Annotated in this window: 16 protein-coding genes and 1 tRNA gene; 9 read left to right on the plus strand and 8 right to left on the minus strand. The window is 50.6% G+C overall.

Annotated elements, in window-relative coordinates; genetic code table 11:
• Window positions 1-117 precede the first annotated feature (117 nt).
• From FYJ45_RS10780 to pdxS, 4 genes are all read right to left on the minus strand, one after another.
• Complete coding sequence (locus FYJ45_RS10780; protein WP_235930755.1) at window positions 118-1101, minus strand: pyridoxamine kinase; 984 nt, start codon at window positions 1099-1101, stop codon at window positions 118-120.
• 206 nt (window positions 1102-1307) lie between these two features.
• Window positions 1308-1907 carry an ECF transporter S component gene (locus FYJ45_RS10785; protein WP_154464583.1) on the minus strand — a complete coding sequence of 200 codons (600 nt, stop codon included), beginning with the start codon at window positions 1905-1907 and terminating at the stop codon, window positions 1308-1310.
• An 18-nt stretch (window positions 1908-1925) separates the two neighbouring features.
• A complete protein-coding gene (gene pdxT / locus FYJ45_RS10790) occupies window positions 1926-2519 on the minus strand; it encodes a pyridoxal 5'-phosphate synthase glutaminase subunit PdxT (RefSeq protein WP_154464584.1) in 594 nt (197 codons plus the stop codon).
• A gap of 14 nt (window positions 2520-2533) precedes the next feature.
• Window positions 2534-3409, minus strand: a complete 876-nt coding sequence (gene pdxS, locus FYJ45_RS10795) for a pyridoxal 5'-phosphate synthase lyase subunit PdxS (RefSeq protein WP_154464585.1) — start codon at window positions 3407-3409, stop codon at window positions 2534-2536.
• Between the two features lie 168 nt (window positions 3410-3577).
• Between pdxS and FYJ45_RS31435 the strand changes: the two genes are divergently transcribed.
• On the plus strand, window positions 3578-3712 hold the full coding sequence (locus tag FYJ45_RS31435; protein ID WP_268890935.1) for a hypothetical protein: 135 nt from the start codon (window positions 3578-3580) through the stop codon (window positions 3710-3712).
• A 41-nt stretch (window positions 3713-3753) separates the two neighbouring features.
• A complete protein-coding gene (locus FYJ45_RS10800; RefSeq protein WP_154464586.1) occupies window positions 3754-4458 on the plus strand; it encodes a metallophosphoesterase family protein in 705 nt (234 codons plus the stop codon).
• 267 nt (window positions 4459-4725) lie between these two features.
• Here the strand turns inward: FYJ45_RS10800 and FYJ45_RS10805 are convergent, their stop codons facing one another.
• Window positions 4726-5058: a helix-turn-helix transcriptional regulator gene (locus tag FYJ45_RS10805; RefSeq protein ID WP_154464587.1), complete on the minus strand. Its 333-nt coding sequence runs from the start codon at window positions 5056-5058 to the stop codon at window positions 4726-4728.
• 148 nt (window positions 5059-5206) lie between these two features.
• Between FYJ45_RS10805 and FYJ45_RS10810 the strand changes: the two genes are divergently transcribed.
• Window positions 5207-5377 (plus strand): hypothetical protein, encoded by a 171-nt coding sequence (locus FYJ45_RS10810; protein WP_154464588.1) that lies wholly within the window; start codon window positions 5207-5209, stop codon window positions 5375-5377.
• Window positions 5378-5570: 193 nt separating this feature from the next.
• Here FYJ45_RS10810 and FYJ45_RS10815 read toward each other — a convergent pair whose 3' ends face one another.
• Window positions 5571-6614 carry a ribonucleotide-diphosphate reductase subunit beta gene (locus FYJ45_RS10815; RefSeq protein WP_154464589.1) on the minus strand — a complete coding sequence of 348 codons (1044 nt, stop codon included), beginning with the start codon at window positions 6612-6614 and terminating at the stop codon, window positions 5571-5573.
• Between the two features lie 88 nt (window positions 6615-6702).
• Window positions 6703-9219 (minus strand): ribonucleoside-diphosphate reductase subunit alpha, encoded by a 2517-nt coding sequence (locus FYJ45_RS10820; protein ID WP_154464590.1) that lies wholly within the window; start codon window positions 9217-9219, stop codon window positions 6703-6705.
• 425 nt (window positions 9220-9644) lie between these two features.
• Here FYJ45_RS10820 and FYJ45_RS10825 point away from each other — a divergent pair, with 425 nt between their 5' ends.
• The 4 genes from FYJ45_RS10825 to FYJ45_RS10840 all read left to right on the plus strand — a co-directional run bounded on the left by FYJ45_RS10825 (window position 9645) and on the right by FYJ45_RS10840 (window position 15713).
• Entirely contained in the window at window positions 9645-10109 is a 465-nt protein-coding gene (locus FYJ45_RS10825) for a MarR family winged helix-turn-helix transcriptional regulator (RefSeq protein ID WP_021639735.1), read from the plus strand.
• Window positions 10106-11842, plus strand: coding sequence for an ABC transporter ATP-binding protein (locus FYJ45_RS10830; RefSeq protein WP_154464591.1), 1737 nt, complete (start codon window positions 10106-10108; stop codon window positions 11840-11842). The genes FYJ45_RS10825 and FYJ45_RS10830 overlap by 4 nt, the downstream gene beginning before the upstream one ends.
• Window positions 11839-13722, plus strand: coding sequence for an ABC transporter ATP-binding protein (locus FYJ45_RS10835; RefSeq protein ID WP_154464592.1), 1884 nt, complete (start codon window positions 11839-11841; stop codon window positions 13720-13722). Before FYJ45_RS10830 ends, FYJ45_RS10835 begins: the two co-directional genes overlap by 4 nt.
• Before the next feature lie 188 nt (window positions 13723-13910).
• Window positions 13911-15713 (plus strand): hypothetical protein, encoded by a 1803-nt coding sequence (locus tag FYJ45_RS10840; RefSeq protein ID WP_154464593.1) that lies wholly within the window; start codon window positions 13911-13913, stop codon window positions 15711-15713.
• A 210-nt stretch (window positions 15714-15923) separates the two neighbouring features.
• Here FYJ45_RS10840 and FYJ45_RS10845 read toward each other — a convergent pair.
• Window positions 15924-15996: transfer RNA gene (locus FYJ45_RS10845), tRNA-Thr, on the minus strand.
• A gap of 258 nt (window positions 15997-16254) precedes the next feature.
• Between FYJ45_RS10845 and FYJ45_RS10850 the strand changes: the two genes are divergently transcribed.
• Both FYJ45_RS10850 and FYJ45_RS10855 read left to right on the plus strand, forming a co-directional pair.
• The gene (locus FYJ45_RS10850) at window positions 16255-16533 is read left to right on the plus strand and encodes a DUF3795 domain-containing protein (RefSeq protein ID WP_154464594.1); all 279 of its coding nucleotides are present in this window, start codon (window positions 16255-16257) and stop codon (window positions 16531-16533) included.
• 228 nt (window positions 16534-16761) lie between these two features.
• Window positions 16762-17862, plus strand: coding sequence for a glycoside hydrolase family 172 protein (locus FYJ45_RS10855; RefSeq protein WP_154464595.1), 1101 nt, complete (start codon window positions 16762-16764; stop codon window positions 17860-17862).
• Window positions 17863-17892 lie beyond the last annotated feature (30 nt).

Here is a 17892-nt window from a genome sequence, read left to right on the forward strand (position 1 = left end):
GTTCAGCCCTTGTCACGATAAATTTTCTCCTTTGCGAAAAACTTTTTTTTATTTTATCATGCATCGGCTAAATCTTCAGTGCTTATCAGTAATTTTTGTGCGAGAAATTTTCGCCTTTCAGAGCTGGGCGGCGTCATGTTGGGCAGGCGGCGTCAGCAGGTTTTGGCAGGCAGGCGGCGTGAGCAGATAGAGAAAGTTTTCAAAGCAGACGCCCTGGGGCTGCGGAATATGCAGCTCAGAGGATGCCTTGGTGCAGGTGCGGACAAAGGCGGCTGCCTTTTCCACAGAAGCGGGGAAAGGTACGCCGTTTACAGCGTCGGCAGCTATGATGGAAGCAAAAATGTCCCCGGTTCCCGGCCGGGATTCCCCTGCGGCGTGCATCCGGCAGCAGCTGTGAAGGCGGCCGGCCTTTGCGGCATTTTCATCAGCTGTGGCTGAACCGCTGTTGCAGGAGATAAAATTAATGAAATCTTCCTGCTCCTGCATGCCGGTAATCACAATCCGATCCGGTCCCATGGCATGCAGCCTGTCCGCGAGCGCTGTCAGTTCTTCCGCCGTCCAGCCGGATTCCCGGTAAGGGATGTCCGCCAGAAGGCAGGCCTCCGTAATATTGGGGGTGATGATATCCGCCAGGGAAAGAAGCTCCTTCATCTGTGCGCAGTGCTCAGGGGTGACGGTGCGGTAGGCTTTTCCGTGATCACCCATGACGGGATCGAGAATTACTGCGGGCCGGGCCGACAAGGCTTTCGACTCCTGTATTTCTATCTGGGAAACAAGAAAATCCCTGACGATTCCGATTTGCTCCACGCTGCCAAGAAAACCGCAGTAGATCCCGTCAAAGGTCAGCTCCAGCTCCTGCCATTTTTCCAGGTACTGCGGCAGGATAGGGGTGCAGTCGTGCATAAAATGAACCGGAAAGCCGGTATGATTGGAAAAAACTGAGGTGGGAACCGGGCAGACCTGGACTCCCATGGCGCTGATAATGGGCAGGGAGACGGTGGTGGAGCAGCGGCCGTAGCCTGCAATATCGTTGATCATGGCTATTTTTTTCGGAATTCCGCAGCTGATTCGTGCTTGCTCCGTCATGTTTTGAATTGTCATGGAATCATACTTCCTTTTCTGAAAATATTGTTATTATAATGCAGGCAGTGCGGAGGAGAGATATCTTCCGTAAGCTGCCTGCGGCATTACAACTGATCCGCAGGCGGGTGGATTATTGCCTGAACCAGTCTATTATAACAAAAACAACGGCACTCCGGCTACCGGAATGTCGTTGTTTTAAGAAATTATTTTTTAGTTGCAGAAGATTATTTCGCTTCATCTGTTTTCCCGATTTTGAAGAAAAGGCCAGCCTTCTGAAGCGCCGGGCGCAGGGCCATATAAACGGCAACAGCTACGATTGTGGAAAGTACGGCATTGATGGAGGTGGAAGCGATGTTCCAGGCCAGGGTAATGTCCGCCGCGGGTTTTCCAAGGATCAGCAGCTTATAGAAATAGCCCACCAGGGGATCTGCTACCATATTAAAGGCGAGGCCGCCGATTGCGGCAAACAGCGTCCACTGGAAGATTTTCTTTTTATCGCTGATATGTGTGATTTTGCCGCATTTATGTGCGATAAGGCCGGTTATCAGGCCGATGCACAGCTTCAGCAGGAAGGTTTTCGGCGCATATACCACATATACCGGGTCAAAAATATCGCCGATGGTCATTCCCAGAGCGCCGCCGATGCCTCCGTAAAGCCCGCCCAGAATCAGGGCGCCAAGGACGCATACCGCGTTACCAAGATGGATGGATGTGGCATCTGCGCCGGGCAGGGTGATTTTAATCTGCAGAAAGGTGAATACCACATAGGACAAGGCGGCAAATACGCCTGTCATTACCAGCTTCTGTACTTTTTCATTTCTCATAACTGTCTCCTCCTCAAATTAACGGTTTTGGTACTTTTTTATCATATCCAGGAAAAAAGCATGGACGGCAGGGTTGTCCGTAAGCTCCGGGTGAAAGGACATGGCCAGCTGGCTGCCAAAGCGTACGGCGGCGATCTGTTCACCCTCCGGCCTTTGTATGGCGGCCAGAATTTCCGTTTCCGGCGAAGCGCGCAGGATGAGCGGGGCGCGGATAAAGGTCATGGGGACGGGGCCGATTCCTTTAAAGTCCCCTTCGGTACGAAAGCTTCCCAGCTGTCTTCCGTAGGCATTTCTGCGGACAGTGACGGGGAGTGTGCCAAAGCAGACGGGGCCGCCATCCTCTTTTTTGCGGGCAAGAAGAATCAGCCCGGCGCAGGTTGCGAGGACGGGCAGGCCGTTCTCCAGCATTTCCTTAAGCGGTTCATAAAGCTCCAGCTCCAGAAGAAGCTTATGCATAACAGTGCTTTCGCCTCCGGGAAGCACAAGGCCATCCGGCGGTCCGTCCGCCAGGTCTTTTTTCTGCCTGATTTGAAAGCATTGGGCGCCCAGGCTTTTCAGTATGGCCTCATGCTCCAGGAAAGCGCCCTGTACGGAAAGAATTCCTATTCTCATGGCATAAGGCTCCTTTACTTTCCTCTTTCTGCCATCAGGAGCTGAATTTCAGACTCGTTGATGCCGACCATGGCTTCGCCCAAATCCTCGGAAAGGGAGGCAAGAAGCGCCGCATCCTGGTAATTGGTGACGGCTTTGACGATGGCCGCCGCGCGTTTGGCAGGATTGCCGGATTTGAAAATGCCGGAGCCCACGAAAACGCCTTCTGCGCCCAGCTGCATTATCAGGGCCGCGTCGGCAGGGGTGGCGATGCCGCCGGCTGCAAAATTCACCACCGGAAGCCTGCGGTTTTCATGGACATACTGAAGCAGCGTGAAGGGAACCTGAAGCTCCTTTGCGGCTTCAAACAGTTCGTCTGGCCTGAGTGAGGCGATGCGGGCGATCTCACTGTTCATTTTACGCATATGGCGCACTGCCTGAACGATATCGCCGGTGCCGGGCTCTCCCTTGGTGCGGATCATGGATGCGCCCTCGCTGATACGGCGCAGCGCTTCTCCCAAATCCCTGGCGCCGCAGACAAAAGGGACGCGAAACGCCGTTTTATCAATATGATAGACGTCATCTGCCGGGGAGAGGACTTCGCTTTCATCAATATAATCTATTTCTATGGCTTCCAGAATCTGCGCCTCCGCGAAATGGCCGATGCGGCATTTCGCCATGACGGGGATGGATACGGCCTCCTGTATGCCGCGGATCATTTTGGGATCGCTCATACGGGATACGCCGCCGGCAGCCCGGATATCGGCGGGGATACGCTCCAGGGCCATGACGGCGCAGGCGCCTGCCGCTTCTGCGATCCTGGCCTGCTCCGGCGTGGTGACATCCATGATAACGCCGCCTTTGAGCATCTGTGCGAGCTCTTTATTCAGTTCATATCTGTTTTCAGTCATGCGGTTACCTCCTGTTGCAATTGCTTGTATTTTATTATACATAAAAGTGGCATGATAGAAAGTGCCATTTTGCAACTTTTTAACCATGCCAGTTTTGAAAAAGGGAAGGCGTTTAATATTTTTTTTAAGATAAAGTGATTCTTATTGTTCCAAAATGCAGAAAGAGGTATGATGAAAAAAGAATTGACGGAAGGATGTCAGAATTATGCGGAGCAGGTCCTCATGGACAGGGGCGGCCTGCAGAAAGCGGAAAATGAGAACTATGAATTTCACAGGGAATACCGGGGGCTGGTACATGCTTGAAAACTGCCCCGGATCGATGGTGGGAAGGCAGGTGGCAGGAAATGCGGGTTGCGGTGATAGCGGATACTCATGGGCTGCTCAGGCAGGAGACGGTTGATTTGATTGAGGGCTGTGATGCGGTGATCCATGCGGGAGATGTGGATACGCCGGACATTTATGAGAAGCTGAAGGGGCAAAAACCCCTTTATCTGGTACGGGGGAACAATGACGGCGGCTGGGCCGGGCAACTGCCGGAATTGCTGCGGTTTGAACTGGAGGGCGTTCCCATTTTTTTGATCCATAACAGAAAAGATATCCGGGAAACAGGGGAGAATGTGAAGCTTGTGATTTTCGGCCATTCCCATAAATACAGTGAGGAATGGGCGGAAGGAAGATGCTGGCTGAATCCGGGCAGCTGCGGGAAAAGAAGATTCAGGCTTCCGCTTACCATGGCGGCCGTTACCCTGCTGGACGGAAAAATAGGTGCGGTGGAACGGATAGATCTGGAAACCGCAGAATACGGAAAAAACATAAGCCCTGCAGCCGGCTGCAGGGAAAGCATGCCGCCGGAAGCGGATCGCAGAAAAGCGGTCGGCAGGATTCTCAGGGGAATGGACAAAGGGGAAACAATTGCAGAAATGTCCTTAAAATGGAAGCTGCCGCAGGATTTTGTGGAGCAGGTATGCCGGATAAGGGTGACGCATCCGGGTGTGACTGCGGAAGGAATTGTGAATAAAATGGAGGGGAATGAGCTGCGGGGGCGGTGAAGGACGAGGAGTGAAGCGGGGCCCGGGTTACATTAATTACATTGGAAGAAATATACGGCCCGGGTAATCCGCAGGTGATAAACCTGCGGCAATAGTAATGAAACATAAAAAATAACAAGAGCCTTCTCAGCGCGGCCGGCAGGGATGTACACTGCTGGCTGCGCTGAGAAGGCTCTGTTCATTTCCATTTTCTTTTTTGCCGGAATCCCGGCCTCTGATTCCCTGAAAGCTTAGCTCCGGGAACATGATTTCTGAAAGCGAAGTCTGCTATTTAAGCTTTTTCTGAATATCCAGCAGCTGGAAAATCATATTATCAATCATTTTTTTATAGTCATCCCTCAGCAGTGTGTAGCTTTCCAGAATTCCATTGGTAACCTGCGCTGTCGGGGGCATTTCATTGAAAGCACTGTAAATATCGCTGACGCCATACAGCCTGCACAGCTTTAAAAATGTGTATCCGTCAGGCTCAGACTTGCCGACCTCCCAGGAAGCCAGGGTACTTTTATTCTTCAGGCCGAGCAGATCGGCGGCTTGCTGCTGTGTATATCCTCTGGCCTTGCGTAAAGTACGAAGAGTATTGCCAAACTGTTTATTCGCCATATTGTCACCTCACAACTGCATAATACAGGATTGACTGTTACAAGTCAATTTATTAGTTGAAAAATTCGAATTAAATATGTTGACAAGGCGAATAATTCGATTATATAATGGTAAAAGAGCGAAAAAATCGATTTTGAGGGGAGGAAATATGAACAAAAAGCTGATACGGTTTTTAACGGACTGTATGACTATCCACCGTCTCGACAGAAATATGTCTGTTTACATTGAAACATGGCCGGATTTGCCGGATGGCGGGGAAGCCGTGGTAAATACCCTGACGGCGGAGAAGGAATACAGAATTCCGCTGCAGCTTGCTTAAAAGCATTATTGAAATGAGAATAAAACAGGGCGGAGGTTCCGGGAAGGAACCTCTGCCCGCATGTACATTTCTATCCATATTATACATTTAGATATTCATTTCCTGTAGCAGAGGACCGGGAAGGCGAATGCTTCCCGGCTCTCTTTGCTAACCTTTTTGTGTTCTTACCATTATCTGATGTGCTGACTCCAGTTTACAGATCATCCACCAAAGCCGTACTTTTCGCGTAGGCCGTGCTTTTTGCCTCAAAGAAATCGGTCTTGACCATGTTGGCATTGGAATATTGGCTGACCCAGGCCATACTTTCCGGTTCGGCAGTATGCCCGGGGTAGAGCGGTTCATAACCGAGACTGGTCCATCGCAGATTGCCCAGATAATGGATATAGTCTGTTATCATATCCTTTGTCAGTCCGGGTATGGCGTTGCCGATACAATAATGGCCCCAGTCAATTTCCTGACGGACGCCTTCTTGCAGCATTTCTTTCAGGACAGCGATATTTTCCGGCGTAAAAAGTTCAGGCTCTTCCTTCTGCAGTTCCAGAATGATATTGCGGAAAAGCCACAGATGGGTATTCTCGTCCCGGTTAATATAGCGGATTTCCTGGGCGGAACCGGGCATTTTGCCATTGCGGCTCAAATTATAGAAGAACATGAAGCCGCTGTAGAAATAGATGCCCTCCAGAATGAAATTGGCCATCATAACCTTCAGGAGAGTAAAGGAATCCCTGTGCTCCTGGAACTCATTATAGCAGTTCCCGATAAAGGTGTTTCTGCGAAGAAGGTGTTCATCATCCTTCCACTGATAGAGGATGGCATCGCGCTCCGTGGGGTTGCAGATGGTGTCGAGCATATAGCTGTAGCTCTGGCTGTGCACGCATTCCTGGAAGGTCTGGATGGACAGGCAGAGATTCACCTCATTGGCGGTGATATACTCGCCGATATGAGGCAGGTTGGCGGTCTGGATGGAGTCCAGGAAGACGAGGAAGCTCAGGATTTTATCATAGGCTGTCCGTTCCGCAGGGGACAGGCGGGGATAGTCCTTTACATCTGTGGAAAGGTTGATTTCCTCGGGGATCCAGAAATTATTCATGGCCTGGCGGTACCAGTCGCTGACCCAGGGATAACGCATATTATTGAAATCGTTCAGGTTTGTGGTATTGCCGTTAATCATCCGGCGGAGACGCACATCCGTATCTCCTTCCGGGTTAAAAAGGGGTTTTTTCCTTAATTCGTTCATGCTTCTGTCCTTTCTGTCCGGCAGGGATATGGCCGGTTCTGTTTATTTCAGCCGCTTATCAGCCGTCTTGGCCGCCGGGGCCTTTTACTTAGGAGGAGCAGCTTTCACACTCCTCTACCTCCAGAGATTTGCTGCGTACGTAATAAATGGTTTTTACTCCGCATTCCCAGGCCTGCACATAGAGGGAGAGTACCTGGCGGAGGGTATAATCATTGGTGATATATAGGTTCATGCTCTGCGCCTGGTCGATATGGCGCTGCCGCACGCCGCAGGCGCGGACACTCATGCTCTGGTCAATGAAATGGGCATTTTTATAATACCAGTAGGTTTTCATGGACAGCTCGGGAGCGACACGGGGCAGCATAAAGCCTTTTTTCTCTTCCAGGAAAAACCGTTTCATCACCGGATCCAGACCTGCAGTGGTACCTGAAAGGATGCTGGTGCTGCTGGTGGGAGCCACCGCCAGCAGATAGGCGTTCCGTATGCCATGGGCAGCCACGTTTTGCCGTACCTGTTCCCATTCGGGGGAGGTATAGCCTCTCTTATCAAAATAGGCGCCGGTCTGCCAGTCACTTCCTTCAAAGTATTCATAGCTGCCTTTTTCTGCGGCAATGGCAGAGCTGGCAGCGATTGCAGCGCGGTTGATACGTTCAAAGACATCATCCACAAAGGATAGGTGCTGTTCACTTTCCCAGGGAATCTGACGCTTGGCCAGCATATGGTGATAGCCGCTGACGCCCAGGCCAATGCTGCGGTAACGGCGGTTGGTCAGTTTGGCATAGGGCAGAGCATAAAAATTCAGATCGATCACATTGTCCAGGGCGCGCACTGCGGTGGCTACCACATCAGAAAGGCAGGCGTCGTTTTCCACAGGAAGATTACCCAGGGAGAGGCTTGCCAGGTTGCAGACAACAAAATCCCCGGGGCGGGTTGTGGTGACGATGACGGTATCCCCGTTTTCTGATTTGATTTCCGTACTGACAGTCTCGATGGGAGACATGTTCTGCGCTATTTCCGTACACAGATTGGAGCAGTAAATCATGCCCCGGTGGCTGTTGGGGTTGGCGCGGTTTACGATATCCCGGTTGAACGTAAAAGGAGTTCCGGTTTCTACCGCTGATTTCAGAATCAGGCGGACGATTTCCTTCAGGGAAATGACGCGTTTGGAAATACGGGAGTCCTGAATGCATTCCAGATAGCGTTTTTCCCATTCCCCGCCATAATAGTCTTCCAGGGAGTAGCCCCTTACGGTGAGTATCTCATGGGGACACATGAGATACCAGTCCTGATTCAGATCCTCCTTCGCCATTTTCCAGAACAGGTCGGGATAGCAGACCGCGGGAAAAATATCATGGGCTTTCATTCGGTCATCCCCATTATTGGTGCGCAGCTGCAGGAATTCAGGCAGATCCCGGTGCCAGGCGTCCAGATAGACCGCAGCCGCTCCCTGTCTCATGCCCAGCTGATCCACAGCCACAGCGGTGTCGTTTACCAGCTTAATCCAGCGGATGACGCCGCCTGCCGCACCTTCAAAGCCGCGGATGGAGCTTCCGGTGGCGCGCACCTTTCCAAAGTACAGCCCCATACCGCCCCCGAATTTGCTGACCTGGGCAAAATTATCCACACTGCGGTAAATTCCATCCAGGCTGTCAGGCACCGTGTCAATGAAGCAGCTGGAAAGCTGATGGTAAGGCTTACGCGCATTGGAGAGGGTGGGAGTTGCCATAGTCACCTCCATACGGCTGAGGCAGTCATAGAATTTCCTGACCCAGATAAGCCGGTTCTGTTTTTCCTTCATGGCCAGATGGAGCGCGATGCCAAGGAACATTTCCTGGGGCGTTTCCAGAAGAATATGGTGCTTCGTGCGGATGCAGTACCGCTTGAGGAGCAGATCCAGACCTGCGTAGGTGAACAGCTCATCCCGGCTGTCATCCAGAAACAGCGCCGCTTCCTCAATTTCCTCCCGGCTGTACTGTTCTAAAATATAGCTTCCATACAAGCCCTGATCGGTGAGATAGCGCAGCTTTTCATAAAAGCAGGTAATGCGCGCCTCTTCCATGCGTGCATCGATGGCCTGGCGGCTCTGGTAATTGAGAAGCCTGGCGGCAATGAACTCCCAGCGCGGGGCTTCCTGGGTAGTCAGCTCCACGGCAGCTTTTATGAGCGCGGACAGCTTTTCCTCCGGCTTCATGTCAGGTTTGGAAAAAGCGGTGTACTTGGCGGAAAGATGCAGGAGGGAATACTCCTCCTGGGGAAAATCCTTCTGTATTTTTCTGAAAACCTGTTCCAGCTTCCTGTCGGAGGCGGACTGGCTGAGGGCGGCCCTGGCATCCCGGAGAAGGGAACGCTTCTGGCGGTAGAGAATATAATTTTTCGCTTCTGCAAAAAAGCCCTGTTCCATCAGAGTACGCTCCACCTGATCCTGGATGCCTTCCACGCTGGTGATATTCTGTTCGGAAAGCCCTTCCTCTACGGCATGAAGCAGATCCGCCATAACAGAGGGGGCGGGATTACTTCCGGTACTTTCAAATGCCTTTTTCATGGCGGTAATGATTTTATGGCCGTCATAGGTTTCGCTGCGGCCGTTGCGCTTTGTGATTTCCATTTCTGTCTCCTTTAAACGGGACCGCCTGGTAAAAAAATTCCGGCGGCCGGCGGTTTTTTTATGTATGATTGCTTAAAATCATATCTGGTGCGGCAGGCTCCGGCCGCTGATGCAGATAGCGGAATGAGATAGCTGCAGCACTAAAAGTAGTGTTTTCTTTGCCGAATTGAGTCCATTATATACTATATCTAGTTCAAATACAAGAACGATTCCTGATATTGTTTATCACAGGCTGCAGCTATCTGATCTTTCCATGTTATTATTGGAGATATGCTTGACTTTTATTATAGTTATAATTAAAATTATTAACTAGATAACTATTAATTAGTTTAAGGGTTAACACATTAACTTTAACCTTTGCCAGGAGAAACTGGCAGACTAATGGAGAAAAGGAGGGGCCGTGCAGGAGCGGCGGCCGGAAAAAGATGGAAAGAAAGGAATTGGCGCACAATTCAATCAGGATGTTCCGCAGGGTGGATACCATGCTGCGGCGTTATCTGGACAGGAAGGTCTGCCATACGGGGGTGTACCCCACGCAGCACAGGCTTTTAATGGAGCTGTACAGGAATCCCAACTGCTCCCAGGTGGGTTTGGCGGAGAAGTTTGATGTTTCGGCGGCCGCTATAGCAGTGTCTTTGAAGAAGCTGGAAAAGGGAGGCTATATTACCCGGCTGGCGGATGAAGCCGACAATCGGATTAACCAGGTAAGCGTGACGGAAAAGGGGAAGGAGGTCATCCATAAAAGCTTTCTTATTTTCGAGGAGACGGACCGGTGCTTTTTTGATGGCTTTACGGATGAAGAAATGGCGCAGTTTTTGGATTTTATGGAACGGGCTTATAAAAATATGGCAGATGAGAACAGCCGCCTGGACGGGGAGGACAGTAAATGAAACGGTATCTGAAGTACGTGAAGCCCTACTGGTATGCGTTTATTTTAGGGCCGATTCTTATGATTACAGAGGTGGCCGGTGAGGTTATCCTGCCTGCCTATATGGCCAGGATTATCAATGTGGGCGCGGCCAACCGGGATGTGCCCTATATTATCGGAACGGGGCTGACGATGATCGCCATTGCTTTCATTATGATGGGCGGGGGGATCGGCGGGGCCTGGTTTGCTTCCAAGGCATCCATCAGCTTCGGCGCCGATCTGCGGAATGACTGTTTTAAAAAGGTGCAGAAGTTTTCCTTTGCAAATATTGATGCTTTTTCCACCGGTTCCCTTGTGACCAGGCTGACCAATGATATCACGCAGGTACAGAACCTGATTATGATGGGGTTAAGGATGATGCTGCGCGCCCCGGGAATGCTCATAGGAGCCATTATCATGGCTTTTTCCATGAACGCAAGGCTGGCCAGAGTATTTCTGATTATCATGCCGGTCATGATCATTGCCATTACAATCATTATGAGGACGGCTTTCCCAAGGTTTACCATCATGCAGAAGAAGCTGGATAAGGTTAACTCCAATATCCAGGAAACGCTGCAGAATGTGCGGGTTATTAAATCCTTTGTCAGAGGGGAGTATGAAGAAAAGCGTTTTTCCGATTCCAATGAGGATTTAAAGGATTCCAGCCTGCGGGCCTTCAAGGTGGTTATCCTGCAGATGCCCCTCATGGCTTTTTTTATGAACGCAACCACGCTGGCAGTGGTATGGATGGGCGGAAAGCAGGTGCTTGTGGGGGATATGCAGGTAGGAAACCTGACGGCCTTTACTACCTATATCGTGCAGGTCCTCATGTCACTGATGATGCTGGCCATGGTTTTTTTGCAAAGCTCCAGGGCGGTTGCCAGCGCCAGGAGAATCAACGAAATCCTTGATACGGAAATCGATTTGACGGACGAGAATGCAAAACAGACATCAAAAACGGTGCAGGAGGGGCGGATTGAGTTTCAGCAGGTTTCCTTCCGGTATTATAAGGACAGCCAGGAGAAGGTGCTTGACGATGTCAGCCTGACCATAGAGCCTGGCCAGACGGTGGGGATCATCGGTTCCACCGGCTGCGGCAAGACAACGCTTGTTTCCATGATCCTCCGGCTTTATGATGCGGATGAAGGAAGGATATTGGTGGACGGCGTGGATGTGAGAGATTATTCCCTGAAAAACCTGAGAAATGGCGTGGGCATGGTTTTGCAGAAAAATGTGCTTTTTTCAGGAACGATTGAGGAGAATCTGATGTGGGGCGACGAGGAAGCTTCGCAGGAGGCGGTACGTGCGGCTTCGGAAGCGGCGCAGGCGGATGTCTTCCTGCAAACCTTCCCCGATGGCTATCAGACCCAGCTGGGCCAGGGCGGCATCAATGTGTCCGGCGGCCAGAAGCAGCGGTTATGTATCGCAAGGGCTCTTTTAAAGCAGCCGAAAATCCTGATTCTCGACGACAGCACCAGCGCGGTGGACACGGCAACGGAGGCAAAAATCAGGGAAAGCTTTACCGGGACGCTGAAGGATACCACCAAGCTGATCATTGCGCAGCGCATCACCTCCGTTATGAATGCGGATCAGATCGTGGTTATGGATGAAGGAAGGATTGTAGGGCTTGGCAGGCATGAGGAGCTGCTGGCCGGCTGTGAGGCTTATCAGGAAATTTACTATTCCCAGATGGACAGGGAGGTGAGCGCATCATGAACGAGGCCAGAAAAGAAGCGTTGATCAGAAAATATTCCTATGCGGCGCAGCAGGCCGGCGCACAGGGAAGAGGTCCCGGCGGACCCAGGACTGGGGGCCCCGGGCCGGGAAGAGGCCGTGGGCGGATGTCCGGAGGCAAGCCGAAGAATGCGGGAGAAACCATAAAAAGGCTGCTTTCCTATATCCAGGAGGAAAAATACAAGCTTGCGCTGGTTTTTACATGTGTCATAATTAATACCATTGCCATGCTGGCCGGTTCCTATATGCTGCGTCCCATCATAAACAGCCTGACTTCCGAAAATGGGAGCGCGGATAAGCTGCTGCATTCCCTGGTGATTATGGCGTGTATTTATGCGGTGGGAATCGTTGCCCAGTATTTGCAGTCCCGCGTGATGATTGGGATATCCCAGCATGCTATTTTTAAAATAAGAAATGAGCTGTTTGCAAAAATTCAAAAGCTGCCGGTCCGGTTTTATGATACGAACAATCACGGTGATATTATGAGCCGTTTTACCAACGACGTGGATGCAGTGGGGGAAATGCTGAACAATACCGTGGTCCAGATCATTTCCAGTATGATCAATGTTATCGGCACCTTCTGTCTGATGGTGTATACCAATGTCTGGCTGACGCTGATTACCGTGGTTACGGTGCCGCTGATGATGCAGGCGGCGCGTTTTGTCACCATGCGCAGCCGCAGGTTTTACAAGGCGCAGCAGGCGGCGCTGGGAACTCTGAACGGTTATATTGAGGAAACGGTAACGGGACAGAAGGTGGTCAAGGTATTCTGCCATGAAGAGATTGCGGAGGAGGAATTTTCTTATTTAAATTATGATCTGCGGGATAAGCAGATCATGGCGCAGTTTTTCGGAGGTATCATGGGGCCTGTCATGGGAAACCTGGGGCAGGTAGGCTATTCACTGACAGCCTGTATCGGCGGCATCCTCTGTGTGCTCAGGGGCTTTGATATCGGCGGGCTTACCGTTTTTGTGAATTATTCCAGGCAGTTCAGCAGACCTATTAATGAGCTTTCCATGCAGATGAATACCATTTTTTCCGCGCTGGCCGGTGCGGAACGGGTTTTCTCCGTTATGGATGAGAAGCCGGAGCCGGAGGACGGACCGGAGGCGGTGCAGCTGACGAACTGCAGAGGCTATGTGCGGCTGGAGGATGTGACCTTTGGCTACAATCCGGATAAAACGATTCTGAAGGATATTTCCCTGTATGCAAAGCCAGGCCAGAAAATTGCCTTCGTAGGCTCTACGGGGGCCGGAAAAACAACGATTACCAACCTTATCAACCGTTTTTATGACATTGATAAGGGCAAAATCACCATTGACGATGTGGATATCAAAGATATTGCAAGGGATGACCTCCGCCGCAACATTGCCATGGTGCTTCAGGACACCCATCTTTTTACAGGGACGGTCCGTGAAAATATCCGTTACGGCAGGCTGGATGCCACGGATGAGGAGGTGGAGCAGGCGGCCAGGACGGCCAGCGCCCATTCCTTTATCATGAGGCTGGATAAGGGGTACGATACCATGATTGAGGGTGACGGGGCGAATTTAAGCCAGGGCCAGAGGCAGCTTCTGAACATTGCCAGGGCGGCGATTTCCAGGGCTCCCATTCTCATCCTGGATGAAGCGACCAGCTCCGTGGATACCAGGACGGAAAAACATATTGAAAAGGGGATGGACCGTCTGATGGCGGAGCGTACCACCCTGGTCATTGCCCATCGTCTTTCCACGGTCCGCAATGCCGATGCCATTATGGTGCTGGAGCACGGCGAGATCATCGAAAGAGGAAGCCATGACGACCTGCTTACCATGAAGGGCAGATATTACGAGCTGTATACAGGAAAGAGCGAACTGGAATAATGGGAAAAGATGTGATATAATTGCGCCATACGGCAGACCGTGCCGGACAGCGCAGGAAGCGGAAACAAAACCGGCAGCTATCCGGGGCGTAAAGGAGGCTGCCGGTTTTTTTGTCCATACTGTAAAAAGAAACAATGCGGCCGGGGGAAGCGGTACGGCTGCAGAATAAAATGATTGGGTGATTGGAAATGAAGAATAAAAAGAATACCAAGGCCGCAAATGCTTCCAAGGCTGCAACGGCTTCCGAGGATGACGGAAAACGTGGCCCTGCGGGATTTTTCAGGGAGAATGCCCTGTTCTGCCTGCTTTTTTGCGGGATGGGGATTTATTATCTATGGCGTATGTTCTCAATTCCACCCTGGTACGATGAACTTTATACCTATGAAAACTTTATTGACAGAGGGGTAATCTATTCCATGATTCATTGGCCGCTGCCGAATAACCATGTGTTTTTCTCTGCGTTGTCGGCGGTCCTGAACAAGCTGGGAAGCCCTTATATCGGGCTCAGGGGAATTTCCTTCCTGGCCTCTATGGGCAGCTTGCTGCTTTTGTACCGTATTCTGCGCAAGGCTGTTCCAGCCAATCTGGCTGCGGCGGGCGCCGCGCTGTTTGCGGCAATGTATAATGTGGTGCAGCAGGCGGCCCAGGGGAGAGGCTATGCGCTTTCCGGTTTTTTCCTGCTGGCAGCGGTGAATTGCCTTTATGAAATCTGTGTACCTGATGCAGGCGGGAACAGTGGTGCTTTTGCAGGAACAGGGCAGGAATATGAAAAAGGCGGGCAGAAGGATGAAGGCGGGATAAAGGAACTGCAGAAAATAAGCGGTAGGGAAATAAAAGGCAGGAAAATAAAAGGGCGGAAAATAGACCGACGCTTCTGGTATTATGTAGGATTTGCGGCATGCTTAACGGGCGGGCTTTATACTATTGCCAGCAATCTGTACTGGGTGGTTCCAGTGTGCATGGCAGGAGGGCTGTATCTCCTTTTTTCAGGGAAATACAAGACGTTGTTCCGGCTGATAGGGGCTTCTTTGGCAGCGGCATTTGCCACCTTTGGGCTGTATACGATTATCTGGCTTGCTATTGGCTCCAATTTCCTTGTAAAGGAGGAAGCGGGACCATTTTTCGGGAAGGGGCATTTTTATGTGCTGCTTCACGATCCGTTTGCCGCTTTTTCCAGGGGCATGCAGGCGATGCTTTCTGATCCGAATATTCAGAGCATTGACAGAAGCCGTTTTAACAGTGAATTTATCCAATACCTGGAGCGGGTTGCGAATCAGGTGTATCCAAACGGCGGGCGTATTTTACTTGTGCTGACAGCGGCAGGGCTGGTTCTTGCGCTTCTGTTGGGTGTCAGAGCATTTTGGAGGAAGGATATGCCTGTGTTTTTCCTGGCTCTTTATACGGTGGTTCTGACCGTTATGGTGCCGGTTTTTCTGACGGTGCAGTGTGTGTTCCCGTATCTGCGGGTTTTTACCTATATGGGAAGCGTTCTGGCAATGCTGTTTGTGCTGATGGTGTATGCCGCGGCTGATATCGTGCGCAGCCTTGCGGTAAAGGGAAAGGGGACGCAAGTCCCAGCGCGTGTGGGCAAATGGGCGGCCTTTGTGTTTGCGGCGGCTGGTATTTTATTTTCGGTATACAGCTGCAGGCTGCCTGAATATAATGCGGGCTATGACAGCAGGGATAATCATATTTATGCGGCTCTGAAACAGCTTGATGAGCAGGAGGCGGATACGGTTCTTGTAGGCGACGTATACGCCAGGCTGAATCTGTATTTCCATATTCAGAGGTGCAGAGGGAAGGAACTGGTTATGGATTATGAGCAGCCGGATTATGTGCTCATGGATAAGGTGCAGACCGGGCCGGAAGGGGAGGCGCTGGTGTGGCCGTATGAGTTGAATACTCAGGATTTTCCGTGGGAGTGGATAGAGGAGCATATGGAGGTTGTCTTTGAGGACGATTCTTATATTGCATATCAGGTGGTGAAATAGGAATAGCCTGGATCTTCTTGACGGAATCACACATTGAGCAGGTTCAGAAGCAATGTAAATAAATGCGCTTCATTTATCAGGAAGCCGTTGTCTTTATAATGGCGGCTTAAATATGTTTGTTTTTCAAATGCTCATCAAATAAAACCACCTGAATTCAGGTGGTTTTATTTGATGACATGAAAAAAGCCCGTAATCTACGGGCTTTTCATAAGCTGCTGACGGGAATCGGACCCGTGACCTCCGCACTACCAATGCGACGCTCTACCGACTGAGCCACAGCAGCATTCCGGTGTCCTGCGAGGTGTTTCTCGCTGTCACCGAAAGCTAGTATAGCATGACAAAATCTGTTTTGTCAACAATAAATTTCATTTTTTTTTATTTTTTGTTTTTGGAGAGTTATCAAAGGAAAAAGCATATAGTAATCAGAATGAACCCGGGCAAACAGAAAAAATATATATGGCATAAAATTTTGTCAAGTAACATGACATACTGTTGTCGTGTTACTTGTGTTATTCTGTGTGCAGATAGGAGGTATAAAATTATGATTGAATCAAGATGCGGCCTGCTGTGCAGTGAGTGCAAGTACCAGGAACAGATGGGATGTAAAGGATGTGTAAATATAGACAAGCCTTTCTGGGGCGATGCCTGTCCTTTAAAATCATGCTGTGAAGGGAGAAAACAGGAGCATTGCGGCAGCTGCCCGGAGTTCCCCTGCGAAGTGCTTAATCAGTTTGCATATGCCAAGGAAGAGGGAGACAATGGAAAAAGAATTGAGCAGTGCAGGCAATGGCAGATACAACAGCAAGTCGTCAAAGGTTGATGCACCGGTTATAGAAGAGTGCTTCATGAATTTGGAGTGTAAATATTTATGGGAACGGGAAATAACTGAAAACAGCCCCCATGTACATTTGTCGGATATAAGCGATTCCATGTTGACAAGCCCTATCCATTAATGATACCATACAACTAAATATGAATCGTTTCATAACTATTTCAACCACATAAGCAGGCAGTTCGATTTGCCTGCTTTTTTAAGGAGGGAAAGCGTATGTTTTATGGGAGCCTCAGCGGCCTGCCCCTGCTGAAAAAGGGAAAAAGCAGAAGCATTAACTGGGAGAACCGGACGGGAGAAAAAGGAAAGGGCGGGATGGCGGCCAGTGATTTGGGGCCTTCCAGGAAAGGATCGCCCTGTATTCCAGGACTTGAGCCGGGAGAAACCGTGACGCTGGCCGAAATAGACGGTCCCAGCGTGATACAGCATATCTGGATTACGGTGACTGACAGGACAAGCGACAGAAACCGCTATATTCTCCGGGATCTTGTGCTGCGTATGTATTGGGACGGGGAAGAAAGCCCTTCTGTGGAAAGCCCGCTGGGAGATTTTTTCTGCTGCGGCTTCGGCGTGTCCTATCCGGTAAATTCCATGCCCATAGCGGTGAATCCCACCAGAGGCTTTAACAGTTATTTTCCCATGCCTTTCAGGAAAAAGGCTAAAATCACCATTGAAAACCAGTGTGATGAGACAGTAAATGCTTTCTTTTATCAGGTGGATTATTGCCTTCTGGATGAACTTCCGGAAGATACCGGGTATTTTCATGCCAGCTGGAGAAGAGCGCGTCTGACGGAAAAAGGAAAGGATTATGTGATTCTGGACGGCGTTAAGGGACGCGGGCAGTACGTGGGCACCTATATGGCTCTGACAACGCTGGAACGCTACTGGTATGGGGAAGGCGAGGTGAAGTTTTATATCGACGGGGATGAAGAGTATCCCACGATATGCGGAACCGGGACGGAGGATTATTTCGGCGGGGCATGGAGCTTTGCCACGCAGGAGAACGGACGTACGGTGGAGAACACCTATTGTACGCCGTTCCTGGGCTATCCGTACTATTCCCACCATGACACTTTTCTACATAATGATTACCACAACGACGACCAGATGCCCCAGAGAAGCTTTTACCGTTGGCACATCATGGATCCTGTCCTGTTTGAGGAGGACTTGAAGGTGACTGTCCAGCAGATTGGGGTGTATCACGGAGGCCTGTTTGAGAGACAGGACGATGTGGCTTCCGTAGCCTACTGGTATCAGGCCGAGCCTCATCAGCCCTTCGGAAAGCTGATGGAAAGAAAAGAACGGTGGCCAAGATAGCGTAGCAGCCAGAGTACAGGCAGCGGCCAA

This window comes from Eisenbergiella porci (assembly GCF_009696275.1).
GTDB lineage: Bacteria > Bacillota > Clostridia > Lachnospirales > Lachnospiraceae > Eisenbergiella > Eisenbergiella porci.

What these genes read in the sequence shown, in the direction of transcription:
- pdxT (WP_154464584.1), bottom strand. Translation starts at nt 2,519, where the DNA reads ATGAGAATAGGAATTCTTTCCGTACAGGGCGCTTTCCTGGAGCATGAG.
- FYJ45_RS10855 (WP_154464595.1), top strand. Translation starts at nt 16,762, where the DNA reads ATGTTTTATGGGAGCCTCAGCGGCCTGCCCCTGCTGAAAAAGGGAAAA.
- FYJ45_RS10840 (WP_154464593.1), top strand. Translation starts at nt 13,911, where the DNA reads ATGAAGAATAAAAAGAATACCAAGGCCGCAAATGCTTCCAAGGCTGCA.
- FYJ45_RS10825 (WP_021639735.1), top strand. Translation starts at nt 9,645, where the DNA reads ATGGAAAGAAAGGAATTGGCGCACAATTCAATCAGGATGTTCCGCAGG.
- FYJ45_RS10830 (WP_154464591.1), top strand. Translation starts at nt 10,106, where the DNA reads ATGAAACGGTATCTGAAGTACGTGAAGCCCTACTGGTATGCGTTTATT.
- FYJ45_RS10835 (WP_154464592.1), top strand. Translation starts at nt 11,839, where the DNA reads ATGAACGAGGCCAGAAAAGAAGCGTTGATCAGAAAATATTCCTATGCG.
- FYJ45_RS10780 (WP_235930755.1), bottom strand. Translation starts at nt 1,101, where the DNA reads ATGACAATTCAAAACATGACGGAGCAAGCACGAATCAGCTGCGGAATT.
- pdxS (WP_154464585.1), bottom strand. Translation starts at nt 3,409, where the DNA reads ATGACTGAAAACAGATATGAACTGAATAAAGAGCTCGCACAGATGCTC.
- FYJ45_RS31435 (WP_268890935.1), top strand. Translation starts at nt 3,578, where the DNA reads ATGATGAAAAAAGAATTGACGGAAGGATGTCAGAATTATGCGGAGCAG.
- FYJ45_RS10785 (WP_154464583.1), bottom strand. Translation starts at nt 1,907, where the DNA reads ATGAGAAATGAAAAAGTACAGAAGCTGGTAATGACAGGCGTATTTGCC.
- FYJ45_RS10805 (WP_154464587.1), bottom strand. Translation starts at nt 5,058, where the DNA reads ATGGCGAATAAACAGTTTGGCAATACTCTTCGTACTTTACGCAAGGCC.
- FYJ45_RS10815 (WP_154464589.1), bottom strand. Translation starts at nt 6,614, where the DNA reads ATGAACGAATTAAGGAAAAAACCCCTTTTTAACCCGGAAGGAGATACG.
- FYJ45_RS10820 (WP_154464590.1), bottom strand. Translation starts at nt 9,219, where the DNA reads ATGGAAATCACAAAGCGCAACGGCCGCAGCGAAACCTATGACGGCCAT.
- FYJ45_RS10810 (WP_154464588.1), top strand. Translation starts at nt 5,207, where the DNA reads ATGAACAAAAAGCTGATACGGTTTTTAACGGACTGTATGACTATCCAC.
- FYJ45_RS10850 (WP_154464594.1), top strand. Translation starts at nt 16,255, where the DNA reads ATGATTGAATCAAGATGCGGCCTGCTGTGCAGTGAGTGCAAGTACCAG.
- FYJ45_RS10800 (WP_154464586.1), top strand. Translation starts at nt 3,754, where the DNA reads ATGCGGGTTGCGGTGATAGCGGATACTCATGGGCTGCTCAGGCAGGAG.